The sequence below is a fragment of the Mycobacterium sherrisii genome (genome assembly GCF_002102355.1).
GTDB classification, from domain to species: Bacteria; Actinomycetota; Actinomycetes; order Mycobacteriales; family Mycobacteriaceae; genus Mycobacterium; species Mycobacterium sherrisii.
This window is the reverse complement of sequence record NZ_LQPT01000104.1, coordinates 129,714-147,768: the sequence shown is the minus strand read 5'-3', so window position 1 is coordinate 147,768 and position 18,055 is coordinate 129,714. Positions and strand designations below refer to the sequence as shown.

16 protein-coding genes are annotated in these 18,055 nt (G+C 64.2%); 5 read left to right on the top strand and 11 right to left on the bottom strand.

The window, feature by feature from the left end:
- Positions 1–463: 463 nt before the first annotated feature.
- The 6 genes from AWC25_RS22795 to AWC25_RS22770 all read right to left on the bottom strand — a co-directional run bounded on the left by AWC25_RS22795 (position 464) and on the right by AWC25_RS22770 (position 6,055).
- Positions 464–1,297, bottom strand: a complete 834-nt coding sequence (locus AWC25_RS22795; protein WP_069402003.1) for a mycofactocin-coupled SDR family oxidoreductase — start codon at positions 1,295–1,297, stop codon at positions 464–466.
- A gap of 82 nt (positions 1,298–1,379) precedes the next feature.
- A complete protein-coding gene (locus tag AWC25_RS22790; RefSeq protein WP_069402002.1) occupies positions 1,380–2,336 on the bottom strand; it encodes a hydroxymethylglutaryl-CoA lyase in 957 nt (318 codons plus the stop codon).
- Positions 2,333–3,589, bottom strand: a complete 1,257-nt coding sequence (locus AWC25_RS22785; RefSeq protein ID WP_069402001.1) for a CaiB/BaiF CoA transferase family protein — start codon at positions 3,587–3,589, stop codon at positions 2,333–2,335. Before AWC25_RS22785 ends, AWC25_RS22790 begins: the two co-directional genes overlap by 4 nt.
- Positions 3,590–3,642: 53 nt before the next feature.
- Positions 3,643–4,428 (bottom strand): SDR family NAD(P)-dependent oxidoreductase, encoded by a 786-nt coding sequence (locus tag AWC25_RS22780; RefSeq protein WP_069402000.1) that lies wholly within the window; start codon positions 4,426–4,428, stop codon positions 3,643–3,645.
- Positions 4,428–5,621, bottom strand: a complete 1,194-nt coding sequence (locus AWC25_RS22775) for a CaiB/BaiF CoA transferase family protein (protein WP_084229490.1) — start codon at positions 5,619–5,621, stop codon at positions 4,428–4,430. The genes AWC25_RS22780 and AWC25_RS22775 overlap by 1 nt, the downstream gene beginning before the upstream one ends.
- A complete protein-coding gene (locus AWC25_RS22770; RefSeq protein WP_158089776.1) occupies positions 5,618–6,055 on the bottom strand; it encodes a nuclear transport factor 2 family protein in 438 nt (145 codons plus the stop codon). The genes AWC25_RS22775 and AWC25_RS22770 overlap by 4 nt, the downstream gene beginning before the upstream one ends.
- 379 nt (positions 6,056–6,434) lie before the next feature.
- Here AWC25_RS22770 and AWC25_RS22765 point away from each other — a divergent pair, with 379 nt between their 5' ends.
- From AWC25_RS22765 to AWC25_RS22750, 4 genes are all read left to right on the top strand, one after another.
- Entirely contained in the window at positions 6,435–7,649 is a 1,215-nt protein-coding gene (locus AWC25_RS22765; protein WP_069401997.1) for an amidohydrolase family protein, read from the top strand.
- Between the two features lie 41 nt (positions 7,650–7,690).
- Positions 7,691–9,313, top strand: a complete 1,623-nt coding sequence (locus AWC25_RS22760; RefSeq protein ID WP_084229489.1) for an AMP-binding protein — start codon at positions 7,691–7,693, stop codon at positions 9,311–9,313.
- A 156-nt stretch (positions 9,314–9,469) separates the two neighbouring features.
- The gene (locus tag AWC25_RS22755) at positions 9,470–10,681 is read left to right on the top strand and encodes a cytochrome P450 (protein ID WP_085167737.1); all 1,212 of its coding nucleotides are present in this window, start codon (positions 9,470–9,472) and stop codon (positions 10,679–10,681) included.
- Positions 10,682–10,711: 30 nt separating this feature from the next.
- Positions 10,712–10,909 (top strand): ferredoxin, encoded by a 198-nt coding sequence (locus AWC25_RS22750; RefSeq protein WP_069401994.1) that lies wholly within the window; start codon positions 10,712–10,714, stop codon positions 10,907–10,909.
- A gap of 168 nt (positions 10,910–11,077) precedes the next feature.
- Here the strand turns inward: AWC25_RS22750 and AWC25_RS22745 are convergent, their stop codons facing one another.
- Together AWC25_RS22745 and AWC25_RS22740 are read right to left on the bottom strand one after the other, a co-directional pair.
- On the bottom strand, positions 11,078–12,196 hold the full coding sequence (locus AWC25_RS22745; RefSeq protein WP_069401993.1) for an NDMA-dependent alcohol dehydrogenase: 1,119 nt from the start codon (positions 12,194–12,196) through the stop codon (positions 11,078–11,080).
- Positions 12,197–12,259: 63 nt separating this feature from the next.
- Positions 12,260–13,705, bottom strand: a complete 1,446-nt coding sequence (locus AWC25_RS22740; protein ID WP_069401992.1) for an aldehyde dehydrogenase — start codon at positions 13,703–13,705, stop codon at positions 12,260–12,262.
- A gap of 655 nt (positions 13,706–14,360) precedes the next feature.
- On the opposite strand from AWC25_RS22740, the gene AWC25_RS22735 reads away from it, so the two are divergent.
- The gene (locus AWC25_RS22735) at positions 14,361–15,008 is read left to right on the top strand and encodes a TetR/AcrR family transcriptional regulator (RefSeq protein WP_069401991.1); all 648 of its coding nucleotides are present in this window, start codon (positions 14,361–14,363) and stop codon (positions 15,006–15,008) included.
- A 38-nt stretch (positions 15,009–15,046) separates the two neighbouring features.
- Here the strand turns inward: AWC25_RS22735 and AWC25_RS22730 are convergent, their stop codons facing one another.
- From AWC25_RS22730 to AWC25_RS22720, 3 genes are read right to left on the bottom strand one after another with little or no spacing between them, the layout of a single operon-like run.
- Complete coding sequence (locus AWC25_RS22730) at positions 15,047–16,726, bottom strand: FAD-dependent oxidoreductase (protein WP_085167735.1); 1,680 nt, start codon at positions 16,724–16,726, stop codon at positions 15,047–15,049.
- Positions 16,716–17,168 (bottom strand): SRPBCC family protein, encoded by a 453-nt coding sequence (locus AWC25_RS22725; protein ID WP_069401989.1) that lies wholly within the window; start codon positions 17,166–17,168, stop codon positions 16,716–16,718. The genes AWC25_RS22730 and AWC25_RS22725 overlap by 11 nt, the downstream gene beginning before the upstream one ends.
- Positions 17,169–17,224: 56 nt before the next feature.
- The gene (locus AWC25_RS22720) at positions 17,225–17,983 is read right to left on the bottom strand and encodes an SDR family NAD(P)-dependent oxidoreductase (protein WP_085167733.1); all 759 of its coding nucleotides are present in this window, start codon (positions 17,981–17,983) and stop codon (positions 17,225–17,227) included.
- Between the last annotated feature and the right edge of the window lie 72 nt (positions 17,984–18,055).

Sequence of the window (18,055 nt, the reverse complement as noted above, 5' to 3'; positions counted from 1 at the left end):
CACCAACTACACTGACCGCTGCTCACAGGTGAGGAATTTCAGCGAGCACACCTGAGGACTTTCGATGAGCGCGATCAAGCCTAACGCGCCGTATCGACGGGTGGCCTCCACACAGGTGTGCGCAATGAGTCCGATGACGAAAAGTTGTTGTATTCAAGGCGTTTAAGTTGTATGTCCATGTCGGTATTCTCGGTATTCGCGAAGCCACTTGAACACCAGTGCTCGTGGGCGATGACGTCGCCAGGTTGCGGCTCGAGGCCAGGTGGAGCTCCGCGCGTGCGAAGCCAGCCCACTTTCCACGCTAGGTAAACCCCAGTGGTCTACTTTGAGGTGATGGCCCGGTAGGCGCGCCGCCCTGCGGGTGAGCAGCCGCTCAAGCAGCTTGCGGACTTGGCAGTCTCGCCGAGCGCGGCAACTGAAGGATCAACATCGGCTCCCAGACCGAATCCTTGTCATTGGCTTGTCATTTCACTAGATAGCCGGCATCGACGGGCAGGGTCACCCCGGTGATGTATCTGGCCTCATCGGAGGCCAGGAATAGGACGGCATTTGAGATGTCGGAGACGTCAAGCCACGGGATGGGCAGCGCGTTGCCTGCTTGGAATGCGGGTGCGGCACTGGCCTTGGTGGGGTTTGGTTCGTCCGGAGCGAACAACTTCCACGTGGCCTCGTTGGCGATCATCGGGGTATCGACCCCGGAGGGATGCACGGAATTGACGCGGATCATCTGCGGGCCGAATTCATTGGCCAAGACCCGCATGACGCCGACGACCGCGTGCTTTGACGCCGTGTATGCGATCGTGTTGGGATTGCCCTTCAACCCCCCGGCCGAACTGGTGATCACAATTGACCCGCCCCCGCAGGCGATCATGTGTGGTAGTGCCACGCGGCAGGTGTTCCATACTCCGGTCAGGTTGATATCGATGATCTCGCGCCACGCGTCGTCGGTGACCTCAAGAGTCGGCGCCGGTTGAAAGATACCGGCGTTCGCGCAGACGACGTCGAGGCGCCCGAGCTGGTCGACTCCTGCGTCGACGACGCGCTGAAGCGACTCGCGGTCACGGACATCGACTGCCGCGGCAACGATGCGCCGGTTCAGCTTCTCCACCAGTCGGACTGTCTCAGCGAGGTCCTCTTCTGTGGTTGGTGGTGCGACGGTGACGGTGGGCACCGGGGCACAGACGTCAACGGCGATGATGTCGGCGCCTTCTTCGGCCAGGCGGACGGCGTGACTGCGACCCTGGCCGCGGCCAGCCCCCGTGATGAACGCGACCTTCCCAGAAAACCGATCCCGCATGGTGTTCCCTTCTCGAATTGTATTCGCATGAAATGTCTTTGGCGAGGCAGACGGAGCGCGGAGGCTTTTCGTGCGCACGGCTCTAGTCGGTGGGCGCCGGCGGGTGGGCGCCGATCGCCCATTCGAACGCGGACGAGCCCGAGCGGGCGCCTTGCAGCGTCTTGGAGCGGTTAGGCTCGCCGAGGTCGGTCAGCAGGTCCTCGGAGATCGCCACCATACGGGCGAGAGTGTCGGGCCGGAACCAGGTGGGACGGGTGGCGAACAGGATGTCTTCGGTGGCGGTGTTGCCGCTGGCACCCGGTGCAAATGGGCATCCGCCCAGTCCGCCGAGCGACCCGTCGACAGTGCTGGCGCCCGCCTGGATGGCTGCGACCGTGTTGGCGACGCCGAGGCCCCACGTGTCGTGGCCGTGGAAGACGATTCCGCGTCGCGGCGTCTCCCGAGAGACCCGGGAGACGAGTTCGCTCACTTGAGCGGGCACGGCTTGACCGAGGGTGTCGCACAGGACGATGTCGCTTGCCCCAGCAGTGCGTTCGTCGTTGGCGATGGCAATCACCCTGCTCATGGCGACCGGCCCGTCGAAGGGGCAGGTGAACGAAGTGGCGATGCAGAGTTGAATACGGCCACCTGCGTCTCGCGCGAGTGCCGTCGCGGCAGGCATAGCGGCGAGACTCGCCTCGGTTGTTCGCCCGATGTTGGCCTGGTTGTGTGCGTCGGAGGCCGAGAAGCAGTACTGGAAATTGCGGACACCAGCGTTGAGCGCCTTCTCGACGTGCCGGGGTGTCGCAACCCAGACCCAGCAGCGTTGCAGCTCTTCGGTACTCAGCTGCGCAATCACGTCGAGGGTGTTGGCCATCGCCGGAACTAGGTCAGGACGTGCCATTGATCCGATCTCGAGCGTCGGTACGCCCAGATCGAGGAGTTGGCGGATGATCTCGACTTTGCGATCAGTGTCGAGAAGCTTGCCCGCCAGTTGCAGTCCATCGCGCAGCGTCACGTCGCGCAACTGGGCCGAAGGTTCGAACGTGTACGTAGTCATAGCATTTCGCTCGCATCGACATCGGTTGATTCGGAAATTTCATCGTCGACACGCCCCAGCAAGTCGAACAGCACCTCGCGAGTGTGTTGGCCAAGGTCGGGCCCAACGCTACGGATCGGGATGGATTTACCGCCCAGCACCGGCACGACGCCGGTGAATCCGACATCGACGGGTTCCGGGCCGCCGATGTCGACGCTGAACCGCTGAATCATGTTGCGCGCCGCGTATTGTCGATCGTTGCAGATGTCTCGGGCCGTATAGATGGGTCCGCACGGAACTCCGGCGGCTTCCAGCTTCGCCAATGCCTCTTCGCGGGAATGCCGTCGAGTCCATTCACCGATGGCGTCGTCGAGTTCTTGCCTGCGACTCCAGCGCCCGGCGTTGGTGGACAGGCCGGGGTCGGCTGCCAGATCAGCACGCCCGATGGCCTGCATGTAGCGCTGGAAGATTGCATCGCCATTACCGGCGACGATGATAGAGGTGCCGTCGTTGCATGCATAGGCGTTGCTCGGGGCGATGCCCTCGACCCGGCCACCGACCCGGGTCCGTTCGACACCGTAAGCGAGGTAGTCAGGCACAAGGGATTCCATGACCGCGAGGACCGATTCGTTAAGTGCGACGTCGATGACCCGACTGTCGAGATCAAGCGGGCGGGGGTCGGTGCGGCGACGATTGGATTCGCGTTGGTAGAGCGCCATCATGGTGCCAAACGCCGCGAAAAGGCCGGCGACGGAGTCACCGATAGACACTCCAGTCCGGACCGGCGGCCGGTCGGGATCCCCGACGACCTCTCGCAGCCCCCCGATCGCCTCGGCGACGGCGGCGAAACCTGGGCGCGAGGCCATGGGACCGGTCTGCCCGAATCCCGATATCCGGGTGATGATGAGATCGGGATTGGCCGCGCTGAGCTCGGCAGGGCCGATTCCCCATTTCTCTAGCGTGCCGGGTCGGAAGTTCTCCAGGAGCACATCACAGTGTGGGATGAGGTCGACGAGGAGCTGGCGGCCTTCTGGGCTGCGCAAATCGAGCACAATCGATTTCTTGTTTCGGTTGATAGCGCGGAACAACATCGAAGTGGTCCCGGCGTAGAGCCGCCAGTTGCGGAGTTCATCGCCGGTCTGTGGCCGTTCAACCTTGATCACCTCGGCGCCGAAGTCGGCGAGCATCCGTCCTGCCGTCGGCGCGGCGATGTAGTTGCCCAGCTCGAGCACGCGGATGCCACTCAGGGGGCTCGAGATGGAGTGGTCGGTCATGGATATCGACTCCTCGGGACTGGTCGCGGAAGGGGCGTGCTTTTCAACGGCGACTATTCGAATAGCCGGCGGACTGCTTCGGGTGTCCATCCCTCTCGCCGCTGAGTGCGGCCGCGGCGCGGACGGGTTAGAACGGACATTTCGTCACCACCAGTGGTGACGACGCTTCCGTTGACGTCGTGGGCAAGGTGAGACAGCAGGAAGACGACTGCGGGCGTGTTGCTCTCGGGGCTGAACGTCCCGGTCTGCACTTCGGGGTGATTCTCGGCCACGGCCTGGGCCAGCGGTGTACGAGCATTGGGGGACACAGCGTTGACACGGACACCGGTGCCGGCCACGGCCGCGGCCCACGAGTAGGTCAACGACGTGATCCCACCCTTGCTAGCGGAATATCCTGCGACGGTTGGCATTCCAGCTTGCGCCCCGGAGGTGACGTTCACGATCGACCCGTGATTGAGCGGGATCATCCGTTGCAGCGCAAGGGTTCCACAGAACGCGGTCCCCAACAGATTCACCCCGATCACCTGCCGGAGGTCCTCTTCGCTAGCCTGCTCAGGCGGGCCCACTTTGACCACACCGGCGTTGTTCACCAGACCGTCGATGCGGCCGAACACCCCGACGCAACGGTCGATGAGATCCTTGGCGCCCTGCCATGTCGAGATGTCGGAAGTGTCGATGACTGAGTTCGGGACGCGTCGTCCGGTGGCCGTCGCCGCGGAGCGGTCAATGTCGTTGATCACGACGAAGGCGCCGGCGGCCGCGGCTGCGGCCGCATACGCCGCTCCGAGTCCGCTGCCGGCGCCAGTGACGACTACTGCCTTGCCGCAGAGATGGCGCATTACGAACCCGCGCCGGGGGCATAGACGACCCCGTCGGCCATGAGCGTGTCGATGCGCTCCGCCGAGTAGCCCACTCCCAAGAGCACTCGTCGGGCTCCCTCGCCCAGCCGGGGCGCGCGGGCAGTACGTGAGGTTGCCGACCCGCCGAATCGTAAGGGCGCTGCCGGTGCGTCGTAGGTGGCGCCGCTGGGGTGTTCGACGCCGACAATACGGCCGCGCTGGCGCACGTGAGGCTGGCTGACCGCCTCGGCGATGCTCAGCACCGCTGAAACGCATACATCTTCGTCCCCGAAGTGGGCGATCCACTGGTCGCGCGTCTTCTTTGCGATGGCCTTAGCGACACGTTCGCGCAGGACGACTTGTGCCGAAGGATCGAACTGTGCGCCGTCATCGTCGATGTCGGCCATCTCGCAGAACCGTCGCCAGAAGTGCGGTTCGAGTGCCCCCACGGCGATGCGCTGTCCGTCGGCACACTCGTACGTGGAGTAGCACGCAAGCGCGCCCACGAGCATATGGTTCTGGGGCTGCACGTCCAGGTTCAGCATCAGTGCCTGCGCTTGCGGGATGACCATCGCGAACATCGCGGCGTCAAAGAGGCTTGATTCCACCTGCGCGCCAAGATTCGTGCCCTGCGCTTGAAGCACACCGCTGACCACCGCCAGTGCGGCCAGGCAAGCCCCGAAGTAGTCGCCGGCCTGTATCGGCGGTGGGCCCACCGGACCCGGCCACGTCATCGACAGGACACCGGCGAGTGCGTCAAAGTTAAGGTCGTGGCCCGCCCGGCCGGACAGGGGCCCACCCGATCCGTAGCCGGGCAGGGTGACGTAGGTCAGGGCGGGATTGAGCTTCTGCAGGGCGGTGGCGCCGATGCCCAGTCGGTCGGCGACTCCCGTGCGCATGCCCTCGACCACTGCATGGGCGGTCGTCGCCACCGCCAGGTAGGCATCTCGGCCCAGTTCGGTGCGCAGATCGAGCGGCAGGCTCGTCTTGTGGCGGTCGAAGACGAGGTGATTGATCCCGACGCCGTCGACCTTCGGCGCCAGCGAACGCAGATTGTCGGTGCCATCGGTCGGTTCGATCTTGATAACCTCGGCACCAAGTTCGGCAAGCAACCAGGTCGCGATGCAACCCACACCAATCCAGGACAGATCGAGCACGCGAACGCCACGTAGCGGAGCCGCGGCAGCATTCATCGCAGCGCCTCGCCAATTCCCCCGGCGACCGCACCGAGCAGAGTGAATCGTCGACGCGTTATCAGCCACTCCTTACCGTCAACGATGGCCAGGTCGTCGTGGTAGCGGCCCCAGTGGTCGATTCCGGCGCCGCTGAGCACCGTGACGTAGGTCGTGGCTTGTGCAGTCGATCCCGACAGCTCCACCAATGAGGTGGACACCGAGTGTAAGAACGGACCCGACACGGCGGCGACAGCGGCGTGCCGACCCGATTCCACGAACATCTCGCGAATGCCACTGCGGCCCAGATAGGTTCGCGAGCCGAATTCGTACACGGCGTCCTCGGAGAACAACGCCGCGACGCCGTCCAGCTGCCCGCGGTCGGCTTCCATGCAGTAGCGGTTGATGACGCTGCGGATGTTCTCGCGGGCCTGCAGTTGTTCGAGTGCTTCCATCGCCATTCCGTGTCTGTCGGGCTGCGTGGTCACAGCAGCCTTGCCGCGTGGGTCCAGCTGGTCGCAGGCTGACCGCGCGGATGCACGTGCCAGCCGACGATCGGAGGGCCGCCGCCTCACCGTAACCCAACGTCGTAAGATTAAGCAATGGCGATTCCTGCCCGCGCCGCCGTATGACGCGGCAGCGCCGCAGGAACGGGTCACTCGCGCGCCACTCCCTCGCTGACCGGGCACGCGAATCGCCTACATATGGCGTCGGGCGTGAGCTGGGGTTGATGTCCACACCAATTGACACCGACCGCCGCGGCCACTAACTTTTATCAAACTTAGTTTGGTAAATTGCTGGCCGGCGTACCCGCGCCGAGGAAGGTGGCCACGCATGACGACACTGCTTCCCGAAGGCCTCGCGCACCTGTCTGGCAGGATCCTCGACGTCGACAGCCACGAGATGATGCCGCTGCAGGTCTGGGAGGACACGTTCGGTCCGGAGGTCAAGCCTCTCGCGGACGCGTGGCTGCAGGGTGGCGAGACCGCCGACACCGACAAAAACCACCCGAATGTGCCGGAATTCGAAGGTGACAACGTGCCGGTGGACAAGGAGGTCCTCATCTCCAAGGGCTCCCTGGCCCCCGGAGCGGTGGACTACGAACGCCGCATCGAGGTCATGGATGCGATGGGCGTCGGCGCGCAGTTGATGTTCCCTGGCAGCGTGGGCCTGTACGGCACTGTCCTGCGGGTAAACCATGACGACTCGTCGATGTTCCCCGGCATCACCGATAACCGTGCGCAGCTAGGCAGCCGCTGCGTCGAGCTCTACCAGGACTACCTGCTGGACGTCCAAAAGTTCTCGTCGCGAATCGTGCCGGTCGCTCCCATCGTGGAGGACACCGTCGACGCGGTGATCGCGACAGCGAGACGTCTCATCGACGGCGGCATCCGGGCGATTTGGCTTCCGGCCGGGTTACCGGTTGGCGGGGTGTCCCCAGCCAGTTTGAGTCTGGATCCGCTGTGGACGATGTGCGCAGACGCCGACGTCACCGTCACCCTGCACATTGGCGGCGACGGCCGACTGTTGGCAAGTACTGCGTGGGAAGACGCCGAGGCGTTCCAGGGATTTCGCTCACTGGGAGAGTTCAGCGTGGACCCGTACTCGACGACGAACCTTCACATCCCGTTCCAGAACTTCCTGTCGGTGATGGTGTTGGGCGGCGTGTTCGCGCGACATCCCACCCTGCGCTTCGGCGTCATCGAAGTCGGCGCGCACTGGGTCGGACCGCTCATGGAGACCATGGACCTCTGGCACAAGGCGATGGGCCATTTCAACACCAACCCCCACAAGCTTGAAGAGTTGCCCTCGACCTACCTCGTCAACAACAGCCGGGTGTCGTTCTTTCACTTCGAACCGGTGGACGTCTACATCGACCGCTACCCCGGCATCGAAAACGTGCTGGCGTTCTCCACGGACTATCCCCACGTCGAGGGCGGCAAGGACGTATTTCGCCGCATCCACGCCAAGATCGAACGACACGGCAAGGCGATCGTCGACAAGATCTTCGTCGACAACGCCAGGCTGCTGCTTCCCAATAAGGCTTGATGGCGTCGCACGGATCGTGACGTTGCCGCAAAGGATCGAAGATGAGCGATCGGCCACCGGTAGGGAGGATGACGGAGGCAACCTTGCAGGCGCTGACGTCCGACCAAGTCGTCACGCGATCCTTGTTGCTGGCCAATGCGGCCCATCATCCCGACCGGCATTTCGCAGAGTTCGACGGCGGTGAACGTTGGACGTATGCGCAGGCGCTTCGCGAAGCCGCTGCCGCCGCACACACGTTGCGCGCCTTGGGGGTTCGGCAGGGGAGCTGTCTTGCGGTGCTACTTCCCAACGGCGCGGACTTTATTCGGTCCTGGTTCGGCGCAGCCATGCTCGGGGCCACCGTGTGCCCTATCAACCCCGCGCTGCGCGGCAGCCTGCTGCGACGGCCGTTGGCGCTGAGCCGGCCGGTCGCCGTCGTTGCAGATCCAAGTCGCCGCGCGGCGCTCGAGGATGACGCCGCGCTCGGGCGGACCGTGCTCGTCGATCCCGGCGAGCTGCGGGGCCGCGAAGACAGGGCTCCCGAGCTCGAGCGCGGCATCGAATTGTGGGACATCGAGAAACTGCTGATGACCTCGGGCACCACGGGGCCTTCCAAGTTGGTGCTAGTCCCTTATCTGCACAGCTACTGGGGGTACGCGACGATCCTGCGGGAAAACGGTTTCACCGCTGACGACGTCTTCCAGATTGATCTGCCGTTGTTCCATTCGGCGGCAATGGGTTACGTGAACGCCACGCTGGCCAACGGGAGTGCGATCTACGTGCGGCCCCGGCCCGCCCTGGACCGGTACTGGGAGACCATTCGGGACGCGCGGGTGAGCGCCGCCATTCTGATCAGCTCCATGGTGCCCGCGATGATGCGGCACCCGGCCCGCTCGGCAGAGCGCGAACATCGCATGAAATTCATGGTCACTGCACCGATTCCGCCGGATATCGCAGCATTCCGCTCGCGGTTCGGCGTCCCGGTGTTGATGACTTCATTGGGCAGCACGGAGGCGTCGACCCCCATCCGTGGCTACGCCGAACCCGGGGCTGACCCGAGCTATTGCGGCGAGGTGATGCCGGGTTGGGAAGTACGGGTGGTGGATCGACACGACCAACAAATCCCTGTCGGTGATGTGGGCGAGGCGATCGTGCGATGTTCACGCCCTTCGGTGATGAGTCCCGGTTACGTCGATGACCCGACCGCCACCGCTTCCGCCTGGACCAATGCCTGGTTTCACACCGGCGACCTGGTCCGCCAGGACGCCCAGGGCAGCTTCTACTTCGTCGGCCGCACCAAGGACGCCATCCGTCGGCGCGGTGAGAATATCTCGGCCTACGAGGTCGAACTCGCGATGTCAGCGCATGCTGCCGTCGCTGAAGTCGCCTGCGTGCCGGCGCCATCCGACGATGGAGTCGATGACGAGGTCAAAGTGTGGATCGTGCTCAAACCTGGTGCCCCCGTGCACCATTCGCAATTCCTTGAGCATGCCTTCGACCGCCTCCCCCATCACATGGTCCCGCGGTTCTACGAGTTCACCAGTGAGATCCCCAAGACTCCGACCGGAAAGCCGCAAAAGTACTCGCTCAAAGAGCGCGGCAACACCGAGGCGACGTGGGACCGCGTCGAGAACGGGTACAGGGTGACGCGCAGGGGAATCGAACATACCGCCCTCCCGGACTAACGAAAAGCCGCATTGCCTGTTTGACAGGTGATCGCGGTCACGTTAATCTAACATCGATTGATTTTGGGGTTGAATCTCGCGTCCGCGTTCAGTGATCACCGTTCCGCATCCAGGAATTGCTCTGACGTGGCGGCCCCGCGGTGACGAGGAGCTCTCATGACATCGACGCATACGCCGAAATGCCCAGTCGTGCAGTGGGATTACTCGGCCGGCGACTGCCCGGTCTTGTCGTCGTTCGATCGCATTGCCGAGATCGCCCAGCATGGCTCGTTGCTGGAGGTCGAGGCAGCGGGAGGCTTTCCTGGGTATTTGTTGGCCACACGTTCAGCGACGATGGTCGAGGTGCTGCAGGATCCGCAGCGATTCAGCAGCAGTTCGGTAGTGGCGATCGAACCCGATCCTCCATACAAGTGGATCCCGGAGATGCTCGACCCGCCCGAGCACAGCGCGTGGCGCAAACTGCTCGCGCCGTACTTCACACCGGCGCGCATCCGCACCTACGACGGTCGGGTCCGGCAGCGCGCCGCGGAGTTGGTCGACTCCGTCTGCGGCCAACAGACCATCGACTTCACCAACGACTTCGCCAGAAAGTTTCCGACGTCGATCTTCCTCGAACTGTTCGGCCTGCCCGCCGAGGATCTAGACCAGTTCATGACATGGGAGGGCCTGATCGTTCACGCCACCAGCGATAACGATCCTGACCGCAGCAAGATGATGGGCGCGATGAACGACGTCATGGACTACTTCGCCCGGCTGATCACTGCCCGTCGGGCCGACCCGGCTCTGGTCGGCGACGACGTGCTCTCCGCGGCGATCACCTGGCAGATCGACGGGCAAACGGTTGGCCTCGACGACCTGCTGTCGCTGTGCCTGTTCGTCTTCATTGCCGGATTGGACACGGTGGCATCCCAACTGACGTGGATCTTCCATCATTTGGCGACCCACGACGCCGACCGACGGCGGCTGGTCCACAACCCCGAGCTGATTCCGCACGCCGTCGAAGAATTTCTGCGCGCCTTTCCCATCATCGTGACCGGTCGCAAGGCAACGGTGGACACCGTGCTCGACGGGGTGGCGATCAAGAAGGGTCAGACGATCATGGTGCCGTTGCCCGCGGCGGGTCGTGACTCCCTCGAGTACGACCATGCCAGTGAGGTGGATTTTGATCGTGCGGTCGTGCGGCACACATCGTTTGGGGCGGGGCCTCATCGCTGTCTCGGGTCGCACCTGGCGCGGCTGGAAATGCAGATCGCCCTACAGGAGTGGCATCGGCGCATGCCCGATTACCGGTTAACCGGCGCGCCGATCACCGAACACACCGCCGGAACGTGGGGCATCGACCAGCTCGTCCTCGCTGTCGGCGACTAACCCTGTCCACAGAACCGCGAGCTGCCAGAAGTGAGACTCTCCGTCGACAAAGCCAAGTGTCAAGGCCATGCAATGTGCAACATGGTCTCGGCCGAGCTCTTTCCCATCGACGATGACGGCTACATCGCAGTCGAGACCGTCGCAGTGCCCGCCGGCGCGGACGCCGACGCGCGCCGCGGCGTGGACACCTGCCCCGAACGCGCGATCACCGTGGTGGCGTCGTCGTGACTTCACCGCCGCCGGTGTCGGGGCGTGTCAGGCCATCATCGGCGCGACAGCAGCGTCATTGATTCCACACCCCACGAGTGGAATCCCCACCGCCACATCACATCCCGCCGAAACGCGGCCGTGGGCCCCGGCTGAGCGATGGGTTCCCAGCCGGGTCGCCGCAGGTCTTCAGTGATCCATGGCGATCACGGCCCGCATCACCTTGCCTGCGTGCATGTCGGCATACGCCTCGTTGATCTGATCGAGCGTGTAAGCGTCGGAGACTAATTCGTCGAGTTTGAGCGCACCGGTGGAGTAAAGCTCGAACAGCTGCGGCACGATCGCCACTGGGGCTTGCGCGCCGAACAGCGACCCCTGAATCCGCTTCTGATACATCGACAACTCCAGTAGGTTGACCGGGATGCCGGTTTCGGCAAAGTTGCCCAATGATGTCACGACGACGGTGCCGCCCTTGCGAATGGACGAGAAGGCCTGCCCCACCATGTCGCTGGTCATCACTCCGACCGAGATCAGAGTGGAATCGGCGCCCTGGCCATTGGTCAGCTGCTGAGCCCGGGCGGTGGCGTCCTCGATGGACGAGAAGACCTCGGTCGCACCCAGTTCCAGGGCGCGCTGACGCTTCAACGGTTGGGGGTCGACGGCCAGCACGTGGGCCGCGCCGACGTGCCGGGCACCCTGGACCGAATTGATGCCGATGCCACCGGTGCCCATGACGATGACGGTGTCACCCGCGCGCACGCCGCCGGCGTTGGTCGCAGCGCCCCACCCGGTGGGCACGCCGCAGGACACCAGGCAGGCCGAGGTGAACGGGATGTCCTTGGCGATCTTGATGACGCTCTGCTCAGGCACCACCGTGTGCTGGGCGAAGGTGCCCAGCAGGGCCATCTGACCGACACCCACACCGTCGACAGTGGTGAAGTGGTAGCTGTCCTCCCCTGCCCCAAGGGCCATGATTCGAGCACCTTCATCACAGAGATTGCCTTGCCCGGAGGCACACCAGCGACACCGCCCACAGCTGGGGATGAAGATGGTGATGACGTGATCACCCACCTCGACCGAACGTACCTCCGAGCCGATTGCGGTGACGACACCTGCGCCCTCGTGGCCACCAATCAGCGGGTAGTACGCAGCGGGCGTGTCGTTGGTGGCGAAGTGGTCGTCGGAATGACACAGCCCGGCGGCTTCGATCCGGATCTGCACATCCCTGGGCCCGGGCTCACCCAAGTTCAACTCGGTGACCTCCCACTTGCCCGGTGCTTCCCGCAGGATCGCTGCCTTGGTTTTCATTGCTGCCCCTCTCCAGATCGTTCGGCGGGCACATGCCCGATGGCGGATATTCGCGACCGCGCTCTAAGCTGGCGCCGGCGCGATGGACTTGTATTCGACATAGGCATGGAGACCCTCGACGCCGAGCTCACGGCCTATGCCGGAGGCCTTGAAGCCGCCGAACGGGGCTTTGAAGTCCATTACGTACTGATTCACGGCAAAGGTGCCGGTGCGCACGCGCCGGGCGATGCCAAGGCCCCTGTCGTTATCCGTCGTCCACACCGATCCGGCGAGTCCGTAGTCGCTGTCGTTGGCGATGGCTACCGCGTCGTCGTCGTCGGTGTACGGGATGACCACCAAGACGGGGCCGAAGATTTCTTCGCGTGCGATGCGCATGCCGTTGTCGACGTCGGCGAACAACGTCGGGTTGACGAACCAGCCCTTGTCCTGTCCTTCGACGCCGCCCGGGCCGCCGACGACAAGCCGAGCACCCTCGCGTTCGCCGGAATGGATGTAGCCGTTGACGCGGTCTTGCTGCCTCCTGCTGATAAGCGGTCCTATCTGGGTGGCCGGGTCGAAGGGGTCCCCGACGACCAAGCCCGACATCATCGCACCGAGCGCCTGGACAACGTCGTCGTACCGAGACCGTGGGGCCAGGATGCGGGTCTGCGCGATACATGCTTGGCCGTTGTTGGCAAGCGATGCGAACTGCAGACCCGCCATGGTGGCGTCGAGATCGGCATCGTCGAGGATGATGGCTGCCGACTTGCCGCCTAATTCCAGGCTGAATCGCTTCAACTGGCGACCGCAGGCCGCAGCGATGTGACGACCGGCCTCGGTCGATCCGGTGAACGTGACCTTGTCCACGCCAGGATGCGACACCAAGTATTTGCCCACCTCGCGTCCGGCGGGCAGCACCGACACGACGCCGTCGGGAATGCCGGCTTGCCGGGTGAGATCGGCGAGCAGGTTGGCGTCTAGCGGTGTCTCGGGCGACGGCTTAATCACGACGCTGCAGCCGGTCAAAAGCGCGGGGGCCAACTTGCCCATCAGCGTGAATTGCGGTGCATTCCAGGGCACTATCGCCGCGACGACGCCGACAGGCTCGCGGCGTACCAGGATGTCGGCGCCGGTCACGCCGCGGCGATGCTCCTCCCATTGCACCGCTTCGGCGATATCGAGGAAGGCTCCTAATACAGCGCAGGGGGCCGGACCGTTGACCATCTTCGAAAACGAGATCGGCACGCCGATCTGAGTGGTCTGCAACTCGGCGAGCTCCTCGCTCCGACCGACGTAAAGCTCGTGTAGTCGCCGCATGACGGCTATGCGCTCGTCTGGCGTCTTACAGCGCCAGGATCCTGCCTCGAAGCTCTTCCGAGCCGCATCGATGGCTGCGTCGACGTCGGCCGCTGCGGCCTCGGGCACCCGTCCGACGGGCTCGAGCGTGTAGGGCGACGTGACCTCGATCGTGGCGTCCGTGGCAGGAGCTTCCCACCGGCCGCCGACGAACAGCTCCTTGTAGATGTTCACTTCGCCCCTCTCCGCGTGCGGCCGCAACCGTCCCGAGCGGCCACCGTCGGGCCGAACGCCGCGACCGATTTCGTCTTGGTATCGGCTTTCACGTCCGGCGCTAGCCAGACAGCGTTAGATTAACCCTCGCGAGCATAGGTGCTTTAAGTCACACCCGTCAATCACGAAAGTCATTACGGGCGTCGGCGATGCGCGGGACGCGCCGTGTCGCTTCAAGCGCAGGATCTGCCTGGCACAAACGGGTTTTGGCCAAGTGGACGGACAATTTCACCAAGTGGTGGCGGGTGCCCGCCGCCACTGCATCCGACCCCGAGCTTGTCTGTGCGAGCTTCCCGCACGACCGGGGGCAATATGGGGTTTAGTTTTATCCAACGTCGGTTGGTTGTCCTTGTCCCCGGTGGCCCGCGCCCCGTCGCTGACCGGAATGTCGTCTGCTGCGGCGTCACCGCCGCTCCGGCGACACCCCACAGCAGAAAACTGCCCAAATCGTAACCAAATGATGTTAGGATACGAACCGCACCAGCCGCGCCCCCAACGGTGGGGTTCGCGACCGGACACCCGGAGCTTCTAACCTACGTTGGAACCCTGATTAGCGTCGACGAACGCACTCGACACGAATTGCTGTTCCGATGCCGAGAGAAGGACATGCGGGCCGATGGCCAGACCACGTAAGCCGCTCATCTCACGACGGAGGGCACTGGAGACGGCCTTGCGCATCATCGACGAGAAGGGCCTGGACAGCCTCAGCATCCGTGGATTGGGTGAAGAGTTGGGCGTCAACGGCGCCTCGCTGTATCACCACTTCAGCAACAAGGAAGAAATTCTGGTCGGCGCCACGGAGTTGGCGCTCTCGGAGGTGCTGACGATGCCCGAGCCCGGCACCTCGTGGCGAACCTGGCTTGCCGAGTTGTCGCGACGCTACCGTGATGCGCTAGCGGCGCACCCCGCGGTGGTGCCCGTCGTGATGCGTCGACGCGAGGTCGGCTGGGGCAGTCCGCAGTACGAGGCCGCAGCGACTCGGTTGTTGGAGGAGGGCGTTCCCAGCGCGGCGGTGATGCCGTTGCTGGACGCCGTCGAGCTCTTCATCCTGGGCAGCGCGCTGCACCAGGCCAGCGATGCGAGCAACCCCGACCGAACACTTGGCCCGATGGGACCGGTGATGACCAAGGTGGTCGCCGAGGCGGGTCTTTCGGCTGAAGAGTTGTTCGACGTCGTAGTACAAAGCATCTTCACCGCGATCGAAACCGCCGTCGACGAGCGCGTGGCCCGCTGGACCCCGGATGCCAAGCGCGCCAAAGCCTGAGCTGCGCCACCGGTCGGCGCGACTTGTTGCCCGGCCCCTCACCCCGCGCTCCCGGGGCTCCCGTCCCTGGCAGGTTGGGAGGCGGCATGCCGGCCTGCCAGATACCCAAAGGTCACTGCCAAGCCGATAGTGGTTCCGGGGCCCCAGTAAGCCTGCCCGGACGGCGACGCCACGCAGTTGCCCGCACCGTAAAGCCCCGCGATGGGCGCACCGAGTCCGTCGAGAATGCGTCCATGACAGTCTGTGCGTGGCCCGCCCTTCGTGTCGAGCGCTCCGGCGCCCAGGATGACGCAATGATAGGGACCCGTGTCGGCGAACGGGTAAAGCGAGTCGCTCACGGCGTCGGGCCGGGTCGTAGATTCCCAGGCTCGCTCAATCATGGTGCGCCCCCGACGGAACTCGTGGTCTTGGCCGAGCCGGGCACCGTCGTTGAATCTGGCGATGGTGTGGCGAAGCTGAACGACGAAATCGTCGGCCAGGGTGATAGATCCGATGTGGGGGGCAAGCGCCAACAGGCGTGTGTCGATGTTTTGTGCGAGTTCATCGAAGTCGCCTCCCGAGATGAGGTATGACGGCGACTCCTCGGGGAACGGGACCGGATAGCGGCCCATCTTGCTGCCGCGGATCCCAGGATCGGCACGCAGATCGGAAGTGCGCACGGCCTCGTCGAAGATCATGAACATCAGGCGGTTCCCGTACTCGTGGCGTCCGGTGTCCCAGCTGAAGTGCGCCTGGCCGCGGTCGGTGTAGGGAGACTTCTCATTGAGGGCGCGGTGCCCGAACCTGTTGACCATGACCATCGAGTCGCCGTAGGCATAGAACACGTCGCGGCTGGTGACCCGACAGTGCGCTGCTTGCTCGACGACCACCTGGTCCCACCACGCCTGGTTCATGTTGCCCAGTTGGGCGCCGACACGACCGGCCAAGGTGACGAGGTCACCGGTCGCGGTCGCCGCGGCCGCCCCGCCGAGGATCGGCCCGCGCAAATAGTCGTTCACCATGTCCGGGTTGTGCAGGAATCCCCCGGAGCCAAACACCACACCACGTCGGGCGCCGATGAGAAGTGTCGAACGGCGACGGTGTGCCTCAATCCCGATGACCTCGCCGCGGTGATTGCGGATCAGGCCTACGACTTCACAGCCCAGCAGGGTAGCGTTGCCCCGCTCTTCGGTCGCTCCGCGCAACCTCGTGGCCAGCAGCTCGCCGCCGCCGGGATCCCCCCGTCTCCAGGTCTTGGGAAGCGTCGGTACGAGTGCGTGGCTCCACCCGACAGCCTCCGGCAGATCGCTGTAATAGTCGGGAAAGTCGTCGGGCTCTAGAGTGAGAACGCCGTCGCCGATGAGTTCGTCGATCACCTCGCCTGCGTGGTCAAAGAAGGTCTCAATCAGATCTAGCCGCACGCCCGAGACACCTAGGGTCGGATGGTCGGGGCGATATGCCGCCGGATAGGCGCTTCGAACCATGTAGCGCACGCAGCGATCGCGCTCGTCGGTCACGCCCCGTGCCCGCAAGGCAAAGTTGTTGGGGATCCACATCCCACCACCGGATTTCGCCGTCGTGCCGCCGGGATAGTCGGCCTTGTCCAACATGAGCACAGAGGCGCCAGCGCGGCTGGCCGCCGCGGCCGCGGCACCCCCTGCGGCCCCCGTCCCGACCACGACGACATCGGCGATCCGATCCCAGATTTGGTTGTTCCAGCCCGACGGTTCAGCGGTCATCCCGGGTTCCTAATCCTTCGGCTTCGGCGGCGACGGCTGCGATGAGCTTTGTCAAGGTGGTACCGATGTTGCGGACGATCGCAGTCTCGATTGTTGCGTCACAATCGAATTCGCTGATCCATTCGAGGAATGCGCGGTCGCCGTCGGTCACGGGACGCACATGCGCCGTCCCCAGGAAAGACCGCATCCCGCGTGGCAGCGACGAGGTGAATTGGTACCGGATAACACGACGAACGTCGTCAAGCGTCACCAGAGTCTCGTCGACGACCGTGTCATCGGTGAGGATGATGCGACGTATCGGTTGCGCGGGGCTGCCGGTTGTGGTGGTCACGCAGGACTTCGCCCCGGGAATCCATCGCCCTACGGCGTCGAACGTCCTGACCAAATTCCACACGTCGTCAACGTTTTGGTTGACGACGGTGCTCGCGTATGCACGTGCCATAGTCTCTCCTCGAGCAGGCTCGCTGGCGCAAGTGGACTCGAAGCCGGACACCCGGCTCACAATGTGACGTAGCCGCCGTCCACGGGGATCGCCGCCCCGGTGAGGAAGGACGATTCTGCGCCGGCGAGATAGACGGCCAGGGAAGCGATTTCGTCGGGCCGGCCAAGCCGCTTCATCGGCGCCACTGACTCCCCGTGCGAGACGATCTGTGCGTAGACCTCGGGCGCTGCCGTCCCTAAATCGCTCAACATCGGCGTTTCGATAATGCCGGGGCAGATGGCGTTGACTCGAACCCCGGCCGAACCGTACTCGGCTGCTGCAACCCGGGTCATACCGAGGACACCCGCCTTGCTCGCGGCATACGCGGTCGAACCGGGGAACGCGACCAGTGCCGCGACGGATGCGACATTGATGATCGATCCGCCGCCCGTTGCAAGCATTGCAGGAATGGCGTAGCGCATCCCCAGGAAGACGCCGCGCAGATTGACCGCCAAGACTCGCTCGAAATTTTCGAGCGACATCTCAACGAGCGGCCCCATGTCACCGTCGATGCCGGCGTTGTTGCACAACACATCCAGACGTCCGAATTCTCTTACGGTCGACGCAATCAGCGCCTCAACATCGCCGACGACGCTCATGTCGGCGTGCCGGGCCACACTGCGCAGACTCAGATCGGTGGCGACGCGGTTCTGTTCTCCAGTCAGGTCTGCGGCAACGACGTGGGCGCCTTCGGCGTCAAATGCTTTGGCGATTGTCTCCCCGATTCCCCGGCCAGCGCCCGTGACGATGGCGACTCGTCCCGTCAGCCGTTCCATTTCGCTCCTGCTCCTAACGTGTTACAGCCGCCAAAGATCCGTGTCGCTTCAACCTGCTGAGGTTGAGCGCGT

Coding starts and splice junctions, on each gene's coding strand:
- AWC25_RS22780 (WP_069402000.1), bottom strand. CDS start 4,428: ATGCGCCATCTCTGCGGCAAGGCAGTAGTCGTCACTGGCGCCGGCAGC.
- AWC25_RS22720 (WP_085167733.1), bottom strand. CDS start 17,983: ATGGAACGGCTGACGGGACGAGTCGCCATCGTCACGGGCGCTGGCCGG.
- AWC25_RS22765 (WP_069401997.1), top strand. CDS start 6,435: ATGACGACACTGCTTCCCGAAGGCCTCGCGCACCTGTCTGGCAGGATC.
- AWC25_RS22730 (WP_085167735.1), bottom strand. CDS start 16,726: ATGACCGCTGAACCGTCGGGCTGGAACAACCAAATCTGGGATCGGATC.
- AWC25_RS22760 (WP_084229489.1), top strand. CDS start 7,691: ATGAGCGATCGGCCACCGGTAGGGAGGATGACGGAGGCAACCTTGCAG.
- AWC25_RS22755 (WP_085167737.1), top strand. CDS start 9,470: ATGACATCGACGCATACGCCGAAATGCCCAGTCGTGCAGTGGGATTAC.
- AWC25_RS22745 (WP_069401993.1), bottom strand. CDS start 12,196: ATGAAAACCAAGGCAGCGATCCTGCGGGAAGCACCGGGCAAGTGGGAG.
- AWC25_RS22775 (WP_084229490.1), bottom strand. CDS start 5,621: ATGAATGCTGCCGCGGCTCCGCTACGTGGCGTTCGCGTGCTCGATCTG.
- AWC25_RS22735 (WP_069401991.1), top strand. CDS start 14,361: ATGGCCAGACCACGTAAGCCGCTCATCTCACGACGGAGGGCACTGGAG.
- AWC25_RS22725 (WP_069401989.1), bottom strand. CDS start 17,168: ATGGCACGTGCATACGCGAGCACCGTCGTCAACCAAAACGTTGACGAC.
- AWC25_RS22770 (WP_158089776.1), bottom strand. CDS start 6,055: ATGGAAGCACTCGAACAACTGCAGGCCCGCGAGAACATCCGCAGCGTC.
- AWC25_RS22795 (WP_069402003.1), bottom strand. CDS start 1,297: ATGCGGGATCGGTTTTCTGGGAAGGTCGCGTTCATCACGGGGGCTGGC.
- AWC25_RS22785 (WP_069402001.1), bottom strand. CDS start 3,589: ATGACCGACCACTCCATCTCGAGCCCCCTGAGTGGCATCCGCGTGCTC.
- AWC25_RS22790 (WP_069402002.1), bottom strand. CDS start 2,336: ATGACTACGTACACGTTCGAACCTTCGGCCCAGTTGCGCGACGTGACG.